This window comes from Pannonibacter sp. Q-1 (genome assembly GCF_054073275.1).
In genome coordinates, this window is sequence record NZ_JBSXNB010000003.1 from 650,526 (window position 1) to 663,311 (window position 12,786).

General features: G+C 65.2%; 12 protein-coding genes. 8 read left to right on the forward strand and 4 right to left on the reverse strand.

Translation table 11 applies throughout. The features are described 5' to 3' along the window. The first annotated feature begins 6 nt into the window (after positions 1-6). On the forward strand, positions 7-777 hold the full coding sequence (locus ACVNHC_RS10860; protein WP_457167254.1) for a GntR family transcriptional regulator: 771 nt from the start codon (positions 7-9) through the stop codon (positions 775-777). An 11-nt stretch (positions 778-788) separates the two neighbouring features. Here ACVNHC_RS10860 and ACVNHC_RS10865 read toward each other — a convergent pair whose 3' ends face one another. Genes ACVNHC_RS10865 through ACVNHC_RS10875 form a run of 3 tightly spaced genes read right to left on the reverse strand, consistent with a single transcriptional unit; the run spans position 789 to position 3,204 of the window. Beyond that, a complete protein-coding gene (locus tag ACVNHC_RS10865; RefSeq protein WP_457167255.1) occupies positions 789-1,466 on the reverse strand; it encodes a DUF1028 domain-containing protein in 678 nt (225 codons plus the stop codon). A 35-nt stretch (positions 1,467-1,501) separates the two neighbouring features. After that, positions 1,502-1,915 carry a RidA family protein gene (locus ACVNHC_RS10870; RefSeq protein ID WP_019965882.1) on the reverse strand — a complete coding sequence of 138 codons (414 nt, stop codon included), beginning with the start codon at positions 1,913-1,915 and terminating at the stop codon, positions 1,502-1,504. Positions 1,916-1,953: 38 nt separating this feature from the next. Then, positions 1,954-3,204 (reverse strand): flavin-containing monooxygenase, encoded by a 1,251-nt coding sequence (locus tag ACVNHC_RS10875; protein WP_457167256.1) that lies wholly within the window; start codon positions 3,202-3,204, stop codon positions 1,954-1,956. A 152-nt stretch (positions 3,205-3,356) separates the two neighbouring features. Here ACVNHC_RS10875 and ACVNHC_RS10880 point away from each other — a divergent pair, with 152 nt between their 5' ends. Beyond that, positions 3,357-4,313, forward strand: a complete 957-nt coding sequence (locus tag ACVNHC_RS10880) for a LysR family transcriptional regulator (RefSeq protein ID WP_457167257.1) — start codon at positions 3,357-3,359, stop codon at positions 4,311-4,313. Between the two features lie 12 nt (positions 4,314-4,325). Here the strand turns inward: ACVNHC_RS10880 and ACVNHC_RS10885 are convergent, their stop codons facing one another. After that, positions 4,326-5,285 (reverse strand): LysR family transcriptional regulator, encoded by a 960-nt coding sequence (locus ACVNHC_RS10885; RefSeq protein ID WP_244284689.1) that lies wholly within the window; start codon positions 5,283-5,285, stop codon positions 4,326-4,328. Positions 5,286-5,427: 142 nt separating this feature from the next. Here ACVNHC_RS10885 and ACVNHC_RS10890 point away from each other — a divergent pair, with 142 nt between their 5' ends. From ACVNHC_RS10890 to dld, 6 genes are all read left to right on the forward strand, one after another. After that, positions 5,428-6,564, forward strand: coding sequence for an iron-containing alcohol dehydrogenase (locus ACVNHC_RS10890; protein WP_457167258.1), 1,137 nt, complete (start codon positions 5,428-5,430; stop codon positions 6,562-6,564). A gap of 27 nt (positions 6,565-6,591) precedes the next feature. Continuing rightward, positions 6,592-8,106, forward strand: coding sequence for an aldehyde dehydrogenase (NADP(+)) (locus tag ACVNHC_RS10895; protein WP_457167259.1), 1,515 nt, complete (start codon positions 6,592-6,594; stop codon positions 8,104-8,106). Positions 8,107-8,162: 56 nt separating this feature from the next. Further along, positions 8,163-9,143: a TRAP transporter substrate-binding protein DctP gene (gene dctP, locus ACVNHC_RS10900; RefSeq protein ID WP_123194982.1), complete on the forward strand. Its 981-nt coding sequence runs from the start codon at positions 8,163-8,165 to the stop codon at positions 9,141-9,143. Then, entirely contained in the window at positions 9,140-9,631 is a 492-nt protein-coding gene (locus ACVNHC_RS10905) for a TRAP transporter small permease (protein ID WP_457167260.1), read from the forward strand. Before dctP ends, ACVNHC_RS10905 begins: the two co-directional genes overlap by 4 nt. Further along, positions 9,628-10,905 carry a TRAP transporter large permease gene (locus tag ACVNHC_RS10910; RefSeq protein WP_457167261.1) on the forward strand — a complete coding sequence of 426 codons (1,278 nt, stop codon included), beginning with the start codon at positions 9,628-9,630 and terminating at the stop codon, positions 10,903-10,905. The genes ACVNHC_RS10905 and ACVNHC_RS10910 overlap by 4 nt, the downstream gene beginning before the upstream one ends. A 70-nt stretch (positions 10,906-10,975) precedes the next feature. Beyond that, entirely contained in the window at positions 10,976-12,661 is a 1,686-nt protein-coding gene (dld, locus tag ACVNHC_RS10915) for a D-lactate dehydrogenase (protein WP_457167262.1), read from the forward strand. Positions 12,662-12,786 lie beyond the last annotated feature (125 nt).

Below are 12,786 nucleotides of genomic sequence, written 5' to 3' on the forward strand. Positions count from 1 at the left end.
GCACCCGTGTCCGATCAGCCCCTGGATATGCCGGCCCTGCAAGGCCGCTCTTCCAGAATTCCGCTCTGGCTGCAGCTGAAGACTGCCATTGCGGACATGATCGTGCAGCGGGGCCTTCAGCCCGACGACAAGCTGCCCAGCGAGACCGACCTGTGCAACCAGTTTGGCGTGTCGCGCATCGTCGTGCGCCAGGCCATGAGCCAGCTGGTGACAGAAGGGCTCGTCTACCGTCAGCAGGGCCGCGGCGCCTTCGTGGCCCAGCAGACGGAAGACAGCGATTTCGTCGGCCGGATCATCGGCTTCTCGGGCGATATCCGCAGCCGCAATCATCAGGTTTCACGCACCATTCTTGCCGCCGACATCCGCGAGCCGGACGCCAAGGCCGCCAAGGCATTGGGTCTGGGGCCGGACGACAAGGTGGTGTACCTGCGGCGCATCATGAGCGTCGACGGTGTGCCGCGCATTCTGGTGCACAGCGTCCTGCCCGAGGCGCTGGTGCCGGGCCTGCTGGATCATCCGCTGGAAGACCGTTCGCTCTATGCCCTGCTGCTGGAGCTTTACGGCATCGCGTTCGAAGGTGCGGAACGCTGGGTCGAGGCGGTGAATGCCAGTGCCGAGGAAGCCGCGCATCTGCAGATCAAAAAGGGCACGGCGCTGGTCAAGATCGAATCCCGCTCGACGATCCGGCACGGCCGGTATGCCGAGTATTTCTCCGCCCTCTACCGCACGGATGCAGCCCGCCTGCACTTCACCATCCGGCCAGACCACACCGCCTGAGCAGGCGCCGCTTACTCGTCACCCGGCACACCGTAGGACGGGGCCGCGGCGGGATTGAGCGCCCGCGTGACGTAGTCGGCCGCCTGCGGCTTGTAGATGTCCCAGGCCTTCGCAACGGCGGCCACCGGGCAGCCGTCGTCCAGCCAGTCGATCCGCAGTTCCGCAAAGGGCCAGGACTGTTTGTCCACAATCAGCAGCCCCGCCGAATGCACAGGACCTGCCTCGCCGCCTGCCGCAACAGCAGCGCTCAAAGCCGCGATCAGTCTGTCACCGAGTTCCCCTGATGCGGCCTCGAAAGCCGCCACCATTGCTGCCGGCACCCCGTCATGGGCCAGAAGATTGCCCGCCGCCACACATTGGCGTCCCTCGGCTGAAGTCCAGATGCCCAACGCCTTGGGACCGGAATGGATGGCTGTCCGCCCCTCCCCATCCACCGCCAGAAGCTGGCGGTAGTCCGGAAAGCCGTCGCTGTCCCGTGCCGCCGCAACCGCTTCCGATGCGCTGGCGCCTTTCGCCAGTTCCTCCAGCATCCTCGGGCCCAGCGCGGGGTTGGTGACATTCTGCGTCGCCACCGCGCCGGTTCCTGCCTGCGCCCAGGCACAGCGGGCGGCGACGGCAGGCGAGGAGGACGAGATGGCAACACCGAACTGGCCGGTCTTTTCGCAGCGGGCGACGATGGAGAAGGTCATGGATGTTCCTTTCCGGAGGTTTCAGGCGTTCTGGCTCAATCTGGAATGACGGCGGTGGCGTCGATCTCGACCAGCCACTCGGGCCGGGCCAGCGCCACGACGACAAGGCCGGTGCAGACAGGGAACACGCCCTTGATATATTCCCCCATCGTCCGGTAGACCGCCTCGCGGTGGCGCACGTCGGTGAGATAAACCACCAGCTTGGTGACATGCTCCATGCGCCCGCCCGCTTCCTCCACCAGCTGGCGGATGTTCTGCATCACCTTGTGGGTCTGCTCCACCGGGTCGTGGCTCTCGATATTCTTCGCCGTGTCGAGATCCTGCGGGCACTGGCCGCGCAGGAAGATCATCGTGCCCCGTGCCACCACCGCCTGACAGAGATCATTGTCGAGCTTCTGCTCCGGATAGGTGTCCCGCGTGTTGAACTTGCGGATGCGCGTATGTGCCATTGCCGTTTCCCCTCGTGTGTCAGATGCCGCAAATCCGCTCAGGGCTGCGGCCTGTAGGCAAGGTAGTTGTCCTGAATGCGGATGTGGTCCGCCACATAGCCCGCGTCATGCCAGACGCCCCAGATGAAGCTGGAGCCGCGCCCCGACAGCCAGGGTAGCCCGAGAAAATAGATGCCCTTTTCCGCCGAGACGCCGCGCTGATGCTTCGGCCGGCCGGCCTCGTCAAAGGCGTTGACCTCAAGCCAGCTGTAGTCTGACACGAAGCCCGTGGCCCAGATGATGGAGGACACGCCCGCCGCCTCCAGATCCAGCTCCCGCAGGGGAGTGCTGACGCAGTCCACCTGCGGCCCGAGGATGCGCGCCTCCGGCTCTTCCGGCAGGTCAAGGCCGTTGCGGGCGACGAAGGCATCTGCCTCGTCCAGCACGGCCAGATAGTTCCGGTCGCCCCGCTCGATGTTGCGGGCAAGGTCATCGGCGAAGGTCAGGGTGCCATCGCGGTAAGTGCCGGTCATGCCGGTCAGCACCATGCCCTGAGCGGCAAGACGGCGGAAATCGATGGTCTTGCCGCCATGGGCGCCACTGACGGCAATGGTCACATGCTCCGCGCCGGGGGCCTGCGCCTGCGCATCCCATTTGCCCAGCACGCCCAGCCACCAGACGAAATCCCGGCCCCGGTAGGAGCGCGGCGGACGGTCATGCGGGCCGACGGAAAGATAGACCTTGCGGCCCGACAGCATCAGCTCCTCGGCGATCTGCACGCCGGAAGAGCCGGAGCCGACCACAAGCACGGCGCCCTCCGCCAGTTGGCCGGGATTGCGGTATTCGCTGGAATGGATCTGCGCCACAGCTGCATCTGCGGGCACGATCGGCGGAATGCTGGGCTTCTGGAACGGCCCGGTGGCGGCCACCACATTCAGCGCCTCGATGACGCCCTCGGATGTTTCAACCCGGAAGCCGGGGCGGCCCTCCAGCCGTGCAACCCGGTTGACCTCGACGCCGCAGCGGATGGGAGCCTTCACCATATCCGCATAGGCCACAAAGTAATCCGCCACACCTTCCTTGCCCACGAAGGCATCCGGGCTGCCGGAAAACTCCAGCCCCGGAAAGCGGTCATGCCAGGCAGGGCCATTGGCAACAAGGGAATCCCAGCGCACCGACCGCCACCGTTCGGCAATGCGGCCACGCTCCAGCACGATGTGGGCAATGCCGTTGCGGCTGAGGTGCTCGCTCATGGCCACACCTGCCTGCCCTGCCCCAACCACCAGCGTGTGGATCGTCTCGACTGCCATGCGCCCGCCCCTCTGCAGCTTGTCCCGGCTGCCCCTCTGCGCCGGTCACCTCAGGTCTAGCGGGTCGATTGCATCTGGAAAAATACGAAATCTTGCAGCATTGATTAGGAAAAGCCGAAGCAAGCAGTCAGAGCGCGGACGGGGAGACAGGAATGCGGATCACGCTGCGCCAGCTTGAGTATTTCATCGCAGCAGCGGAGGCTGGCAGCATCGCGCTGGCGTCTGCCCGTATCCGCGTCTCGCCACCTTCGATCTCCACCGCCATCTCGCAGCTGGAAACCGAACTTGGCGCCCAGCTTTTCCTGCGCCGCCATGCGCAGGGGCTGTCGCTGACACCGGCGGGGCAGAAGCTGCTGGTCGAGGCCAAGGCCGTGATCGGGCAGGCCCAGACCCTCTACACCGCCGCCTCGGAAGCCACAGGCCAGGTCAGCGGCGCGCTGTCGCTCGGCTGCCTGCTCACCTTCGCGCCCATGGTGCTGCCGGAAGTCAGCCAGAGCTTTCAGGCCGCCTATCCGGGTGTCACCATCCGCCCCACGGTCAGCGATCATCAGACGCTGCTGGCACGGCTGGAGCGGGCGGAGCTGGACATCGCCCTGTCCTATGACCTGCTGGTGCCGGAGGGGTTTGAGTTCACCCCGCTCGCCGAACTGCCGCCGCATGTGCAGGTGGCCGAAACCGATCCGCTGGCGCAGCTCACGGCCATCTCGCTAGCGGAACTGACAGATCAGCCGTTCATCCTGCTCGATCTGCCACTGTCACGGGACTATTTCCTCGCCCTTTTTGCAGCCGCCGGTGTCACCCCGAACATCATTGCGCAGATCCAGCATCTCGACGTCATCCGCACCATGGTCGCCAGCCGCTATGGCTATACGCTGGCCAACGTGCGCCCGCGCAACAAGGCCGCACTCGACGGGCGCCGCCTTGTCAGCCTGCGCCTTGCCGGAGACCACAGACCGATGCGGCTCGGCCTTCTGAGCGCCGGACAGCGTGTGCCCACCCGGCTGGTGCAGGCCTTCGAGGCCCATTGCCGCCAGCTGATTTCCAGCAGCTACGTACCCGGCATGGATGCCCCGGTGCTCATGCCGAGGCGGAGGGACGTGACAAACTGAGCACGGCCGCGCTCACAGCCTTGCAGCACTGGGCACGCCGGCCACCAGATCCTCGATGAACTGGAGGGTCTGCGGGTTGAGATCGGCCGATTTGCGCGTAATCACCTCGTACGGCTCGCTCTTGGAGCGCAGATGCATGGGCAGGACGCTGGCCATGCCAAAGTTCACGAAAAACGCTGCAACATCGCTGGAGAGCAGCGCCACCGTGTTCGGCTCCGCCTGCATCAGCGACATAGTGGTCAGCGCCGAGCGGGTTTCCAGCAAGGCACGCGGCATCTCAAGCCCCGCCTGCCGGAACTCCTGCTCCAGCGACAGCCGCATGGGCATGGAGGCGGTGTAGACGATCCAGCGCGCATCCACGAGGTCCTTGAGCCCCACCTTCTTGCGGCCGATCAGCGGATGGGCCGGGTTGGCCACCACGGCCAAGAGCTCATCATGGAAGGCCGTGACATTGTACAGCTGCGGCGTGGTGCTCATGGAACTGCGGCCGATGACGAGGTCCAGCAGCCCTCGGTCCAGCTGGCGCAGCAGTTCCACGCTGGTGTCTTCCAGAATTTCCACCGAGGTGCGGGGAAAGCGCCGCAGGAAGGCGCTGATGGTTTCCGTCACATAGGGCACGGCACCCATGATGGTGCCGATGCGCAAGCGGCCCCACTCCCCGTCAGACGCACTGTGGATTTCCTGTGCCATGGCCGACAGCTGCGACAGCATGGTCTTGGCATGGCGGATCATGCATTCCCCGGCGGGCGTTGCGATGAGCCCCCGGTTGGTGCGGTTGAACAGCTTCGTCCCCGTCAGATCCTCCGCCTCCTGCAGCGCCTTGGTGGCGCGCGGCTGGCTCATGCCGATCAGTTCGGACGCCCGTTTCAGGGAGCCGTTGTCATCGATGGCGGAAATCAGCAGCATCTGCCGCATGGAAAGGCGGATCAGCGGCATGGAATGGGTGCGCGGCATCGGCTTTTGAGTTTCCATTTCGTTATATCAGTATCCGAGAATAGCGTATTTACAGCTCCGGCGCTGCCTTTATCCTGCCAACCCAACAGGAATGCCCGGGGGAGGGACGATGTTCCACACCCTTGGGTTACCAAATGGGAATAGCCAAGCAGGGGGACGTATGAGCCTGATCAATTACGTAACGCGGGTCCAGTTCGGATACGGCGAAATCGCAACGCTGAAGGCGGAGCTGGCGCTGGCCGGGATCACCCGTCCGGTCATCGTCACCGACAAGGGCGTGCGCGCACTGGGCATGCTGGAGCGCATCGAAGCGGCAACCGGCGTCACCCCCGCCGCCGTTTTCGACGAAACCCCCGGCAACCCCACGGAAGCTGCCGCCGTCAAGGCCACTGCCCTTTTCCGTGAAGCTGGCGGCGACGGCATCATCGCCATCGGCGGCGGCTCGGCGCTGGATCTGGCCAAGGCCGTTGCCATCATGGCCGCGCATGAAGGCCCGCTGAAGACCTATGCCGTCGTTGAAGGCGGGCTGGAAAAGATCACCTCCCGCACCTTCCCGACCATCGCCGTGCCCACCACCGCCGGAACGGGCAGTGAAGTCGGCCGCGCCGCCATCATCATTCTGGAAGATGGCCGCAAGGCCGGGCTGCTGTCGCCCTATCTCATCCCGAAAGCCGCCATCGTCGATCCGGAGCTGACGCTCAGCCTGCCGCCCATGCTCACCGCCGCCACAGGCATGGACGCCATCTCCCACTGCATCGAAACCTATCTCGCCCCGTCCTTCAACCCGCCGGCCGATGGCATCGCGCTGGAAGGCCTGCGCCGGGGCTGGGCCAACATCCGCCTTGCCGTGGAAGAGCCGAACAACCGCGACGCCCGCACCAACATGGCCATCGTGGCGACCATGGGCGCCATGGCGTTCCAGAAGGGCCTCGGCTGCGTGCACAGCCTCAGCCACTCGCTGGGCGGCATCAATCCGAAGCTGCATCACGGCACGCTGAATGCCATCTTCATGCCGCCGGTGCTGGCCTTCAACCGCGACGCCAAGACCTCGGTGGAGGAGAACAAATACGCCCGCCTTGCCGGTGCCATGGGCCTTGCCGCTGACGCGGACATTGGCGCTGCCATCGAAGACATGACCCGCGCCATCGGCCTGCCCACCCGCCTTTCGGAACTGGGCGTAACCGCAGACCTGTTCGACAAGGTGGTGAAGGGCGCGCTGGCCGACCACAGCCACCGCACCAACCCGCGTGACGCCACCGCCGAAGACTACCACGCCATGCTGCAGGCTGCGCTCTGAGCGCAAGCCTCCCCGGGGAGTGACAAGATGACTTACACGCCGCACGGCAATCACCTGATTGCCGGCGAATGGGTGGCGACGCCCGATCGCTTTTACAACGAGCCCGTTTCCGGTGAGCCCGCCGCCTTCTCGGTGGGCACCGTAGATCTGGTGAACCGCGCTGCGGAAGCCGCCGAAAACGCCTTCTGGTCCTACGGCTATTCCTCTGCCGCAGAGCGCGCCGCCCTGCTGCGCGCCATCGCCGATGAGATCGAGGCACGCGGGGCAGCCATCACCGAGGTTGGCTGCCAGGAAACCGGCCTGCCCGCGGCCCGTCTTGAGGGCGAGCGGGGCCGCACCACCGGCCAGCTCAGGCTTTTCGCCGCTCACATCGAGAAGGGCGATTATCTTGACCGCCGCTTCGATCCGGCCCTGCCGGACCGCCAGCCCGCACCGCGCCCGGAAATCCGCCTGATGCAACGCCCGGTGGGACCGGTCGCCGTGTTCGGCGCCTCCAACTTCCCCCTCGCCTTCTCCACGGCGGGCGGTGATACGGCTGCAGCCCTTGCCGCCGGATGCCCGGTGGTGGTGAAGGGCCATTCCGCCCATCCCGGCACGAGTGAGATTGTTGCAGAAGCCATCCATGCCGCCATCAGCAAGCTCGGGATTGATCCGGGCGTCTTCAGCCTGGTGCAGGGCGGCAACCGGGACGTGGGCAGTGCCCTCGTCACCCACCCGCTGATCAAGGCCGTCGGCTTCACCGGTTCGCTGGCGGGCGGGCGTGCGCTGTTTGACCTGTGCGCCAGCCGCCCGGAACCCATCCCCTTCTTCGGGGAACTGGGCAGCGTCAACCCGATGTTCGTCCTGCCGGAAGCCGTGAAGACCCGCGCCGCCGCGCTTGGCGCAGGCTGGGCCGCCTCGCTGACGATGGGCGCAGGCCAGTTCTGCACCAATCCGGGCATTGCCGTTGTGGTGGCAGGTAGCGATGCGGACAGCTTCGTGGCCGCCGCCAAGGAAGCCCTCGCCAAGACCGGTCCGCAGATGATGCTGACCGCGGGTATCGCCCTAGCCTATCAGTCCGGGCAGGCCCGCCTGCAGAACCGCGAGACGGTGCAGCCGGTGCATGAAACCGCGTCGGAGGGGCGCAGCGCCAACCCGAACCTCTATGAAACCACGGCAAGCCAGTTCCTTGCCGATCACGCGCTGTCGGAAGAAGTGTTCGGCCCGCTTGGCCTCGTCGTCCGGGTGGAAACGGCGGAAGAGATGCACCGCATTGCCCTGAGCTTCCAGGGCCAGCTGACGGCCACCCTGCACATGGATGACGGTGACCTGCCGCTGGCAAAGACGCTGCTGCCCGTGCTGGAGCGCAAGGCCGGACGCGTGCTCGTCAATGGCTTCCCGACCGGTGTGGAGGTGGTCGATGCCATGGTGCATGGCGGCCCCTACCCGGCCTCAACCAACTTCGGCGCCACCAGCGTCGGCACCATGGCGATCCGGCGCTTCCTGCGCCCGGTCAGCTACCAGAATTTCCCGGCAGGCCTGCTGCCGGAAGGCGTGCTCTAGCACCCGAACACGGCGTGCCCCGCCGGGGCATGCCTTCTACCTGGAGGAGGAAACACATGAAACTCGCACATACCACGAAAACAGCCGTTCTCGCCGGCATGGTTCTGGCCGGAGGCATCCTGACCGCTTCGGCCCAGACAACCCTGACCGTTACCCATTCTTCGCCCGCAGACAGCCATTTCGGCCTCGCCGCTGCCGCCTTCAAGAAGGTGGCGGAAGAGAAGTCCGGCGGCACGCTGAATGTCGTGATCCAGCGCATGGACAACGAGCGCGAGGCGCTGGAAAGCGTGCAGTTCGGCTCGCAGGAATGCGCCATGGGCTCGGCCGGTCCGCTTGGCAACTTCGTGGCCGAGACACGCGTCCTGGACGTGCCGTTCCTGTTCGACAGCTATGACCATGCCCGCGGCGTGCTGGACTCGGATGTCGGCAGCGAGCTTCTGGCCCTGTTCCCGGCACGCGGCCTTTATGGCGTTGCCTGGATGGAAAACGGCTTCCGCAACCTGACCACAGGCAGCAAGGCCGTCAACTCGCCGGAAGATCTGCGCGGCCTGAAGATCCGCACCATGGAAAACCAGGTGCACATGCAGGCCTGGCAGGCAGCCGGTGTTCTGCCGACGCCGATGGCCTTCTCCGAACTGCCTTCGGCCCTGCAGCAGGGCACGGTTGATGGCCAGGAGAACCCGATCCCGGTGATCCTGTCGAACAACCTCGACATGATGCAGAAGCACCTCTACCTGACCCGCCACGTCTATTCGCCGGGCATCTTCGTCTGCAATCCGGACTTCATCGCCGGCCTGACGGACGAACAGAAGGCCGCGGTGGAAGAAGGCGGCAAGGCTGCATCGGCTGCCAACCGCGCAAGGGTGGAGCAGGATGAAAGCGCCGGTATCGAGACCCTGCGCACGCGCGGTATCGAAGTGGTCGAAATCACAGATCGCGACGCTTACCGCGAGGCTATGGCTTCTGCCAATGCCGGGTTTGAGACCCAGTTTGGCGCAGAGCTTCTCCAGCGTATCCGGGACTGGAAAGCTCAATGAGCTCAGTGGCCACACTGATCCGTCGCATTGACGGAATTGTTGCTGGGGGGGTGGCAGCTGCCGCCTCCCTTGCACTGGCCATCGCCGTGGCCTCCAGCTTCTGGCAGGTTCTGGGCCGGTTTCTGTTCCACACACCGGCCAGCTGGTCGGAAGCGCTCACACGGCTTGCTCTCGTGTGGATGGTGCTGCTCGGCATCTCCGTTGCCCTGCGCAAGGGCGCATTGGTTGCCATCGATCTGGCGCGGGAGGCCACAACGGGCGGGCTGCGGCGCAGCATCGAGGCCATCACCCTCGTCTCCTGCCTGATCATGTTCGCCACCCTCTTCTGGTTCGGCATCGCCACCGCCCAGCGCGTGCAGATGCAGGAAATGGCCGGTCTGGAAATTTCCATGGCCTGGGGCTATGCCGCCATTCCGGTTGGATCGCTCTTCGCCGCCCTTGGCGCCATCGTGCATTTCATCCAGTCCGGCAAGGAGACAGCGCAATGACCGGTGCAATCGTCTCCGCGATGCTGGTGCTCTTCGCCATTTCGGTGCCCATCGCCATCTCCATCGGCCTCGCCTCCATGATCGGGCTCTTCGGCTTCACCACGCTGCCTGCCATCGTCGTGCCGCAACAGATCTACATCGCCCTCGACAAGTTTCCGCTGGCCGCAATCCCCTTCTTCATCCTCGCCGGCAACCTGATGGAAGTCGGCGGCCTGTCGCGCCGTCTTGTGGAATTTGCCCGCGCCTTCGTCGGCCAGATCCAGGGCGGCCTTGCTGCCACCTGCGTGCTGACCTGCATGCTGTTCTCCGCCATTTCCGGCTCCAGCGTCGCCACCACATTTGCCGTCGGTGTCGTGCTCATTCCGGCCATGCGCCAGTATGGCTATCCGGTCGGCTTCGTCGCCGCCCTCATGGCCACCTCCGCCGAACTGGGCGTCATCATCCCGCCGTCGATCCCGATGATCCTTTACGGCGTTGCCACCCAGACCTCGATCCCGCAGCTGTTCCTCGCAGGCATCCTGCCCGGCCTGATGATCGCGGGCGCCCTGCTGCTGACGGCTCTCGTCTGGTGCCGGATCAGGGGCTGGGGCGAGCGCGACGGCGAAGGCAGCTTGCCGCGCCTCACCGCAGTCCGCCGCGCCATCTGGGCCCTGCTGATGCCCGTGCTGATCATGGGCGGCATCTATGGCGGCGTCACCACGCCGACCGAGGCCAGTGTCATCGCCGTCATCTACGCCATGGTGGTGGGCCTGTTCCTTCACCGGGAGATGACGTGGACGGACCTGATCAACGCCTTCCGCAAGTCGGTCGTCACCTCTGCGGTCATCATGTTCATCATCGGCACCGCCAGCCTGATGGGCTACCTGCTCAACCGGCAGGGCGTGCCCGATGCTGCCGCGCTGTGGCTGACGAACACCTTTGACGGCCCGGTGTCGCTGATGCTGGCCATCAACGCGATGCTCTTCGTCATCGGCATGTTCATCGAGACGGGTGCAAGCATCATCGTTCTCGCTCCGATCCTGCAGGATGCCGCCGCCCGCGTCGGCATTGCGCCAGTGCATTTCGGGACCGTGATGGTGGTGAACCTTGCCCTCGGCATGATCACGCCGCCGCTCGGGGTCAATCTCTTCGCCGCCGCGCAGATCGCCGGGTGTTCGGTGACGCAGATGCTGAAGCCGCTGATGGTGTTCGTCGGTGTCGTCGTGCTGTGCCTGCTGGTGATCTCCTTCGTCCCTGCGGTCAGCATGACGCTGCCGTCCCTGATCGGGCGCTGAACACCCCCAAACACGCCTGCCCCGCTCACGGGGCAGGCAGGATTGCTCACATCTGGAAGAGTTTGCCCACATGACCGGCTCCCTGATCCAACAGCTGCAGGATATCGTTGGCCGCCGCTATGTTCACACCGGTGCACCGGGCACCCGGCGCTTCCGCCGGGGCTACCGCTATGGCGACGGCGAGGTTCTGGCCGCTGTCGAGCCCGGCACGCTGGTGGAACAGTGGCGCGTGCTGGAAGCCTGTGTCGCGGCAGACGTTGCCATCATCTTCCAGGCGGCAAACACGGGGCTGACCGGCGGCTCCACGCCTTTCGGGGATGGCTATGACCGCCCCATCGTCATCGTCTCCACCCTGCGCAACAGGCGTATTGACCTTCTCGACCACGGGCGGCAGGTGCTGTGCATGCCCGGCGCCACCCTCGACCAGCTGGAACGGCAGCTGAAGCCGCTGGGCCGCGAGCCCCATTCCGTCATCGGTTCCAGCTGCATCGGCGCATCGGTGACAGGCGGCATCTGCAACAATTCCGGCGGCTCTCTGGTGCAGCGCGGCCCGGCCTACACCCAGCTGTCGCTGTTTGCGCAGGTGGATGCGGAAGGCCGCCTGCATCTCGTCAATCACCTCGGCATCCGCCTTGGCGGCCAGCCGCTGGACATCCTCTCCCGGCTGGATGCTGGCAATTACACCGAGGCGGACGTGGACTTCCCGCAAGGGGCGCAGGCGTCCGACATCGAGTACAAGGACCATGTGCGCGACATTGCCGCCCGCACCCCGGCCCGCTTCAACGCCGACCCGCGCCGGCACTATGAGGCATCAGGCTCGGCCGGCAAGATCGGCGTCTTTGCCGTGCGGCTTGATACCTTCGCGGTGGCTGAAGAGGAAAAGGTCTTCTACATCGGCACCCGCGACCCGGCCGAGCTTCAGGCCATCCGGCGGCATATTCTGGCAAACTTCAAGAACCTGCCCATTGCCGGGGAATACATGCATGCTGACGCCTTTCGCGCAGCGCAGGTCTGGGGCAAGGATCTCTACCTCTTCATCCGCACCTTCGGCACCGTCAATGTTCCCCGCGCCTTTGCGGCCAAGAGCTGGTTCGACGGCCTGACGGAGCGCTTCGGCCTCGGCAAGGCCGTGTCCGATCACCTGCTGCAATTCGCCAGCCGCTTCCTGCCCGAGCAGATGCCAAAGCGGCTGATCGAATACCGCGACACCTATCCGCATCATCTGATGATCCGGGCAGGCGATGCCTGCATCGCCGAGACGCGGGACTATCTCACCTCCATCTTCCCGAGCACGGCCGGCAACTTCATCGAATGCACGGAAGCCGAAGGCAAGACCGCCTTCCTCAACCGCTTCACCGTGGGCAGCGCCGTGGTGCGCTACCGGGCGGTGCATGGCCGCACAGTGGAGGATATCGTCGCCCTCGACGTTGCCTTGCCGCGCGACACCATCGACTGGTTCGAGACCTTGCCGGATGATATTTCGGACAAGATGGCGCTGAAGATTTATGTCGGCCACTTCCTCTGCCACGTCATGCATCAGGAGTATCTGGTGAAGAAGGGCGTGGACTGCGAGGCGCTGGAGCACGAGATCTGCGCCCTGCTGGACGCACGCGGCGCGGAATATCCGGCCGAGCACAATGTCGGCCATCTCTATGAGGCAAAGCCCGCGCTGCGGGACTTCTACCGCAGCCTCGACCCAACCAACACCTTCAACCCCGGCATCGGCAAAACCTCAAAATGCCGCCACTGGCACTAGGGTCCGGATGAGTGCGGCTGGGCGGCCACCCGCCCGCCGGATATTCGGCTGAACGGCCTCAATCAGCATTTTCTGCCTCCTCTGCGATGCAACACTGCGCCCCAACAGGCCAGACCGCCTTCTGC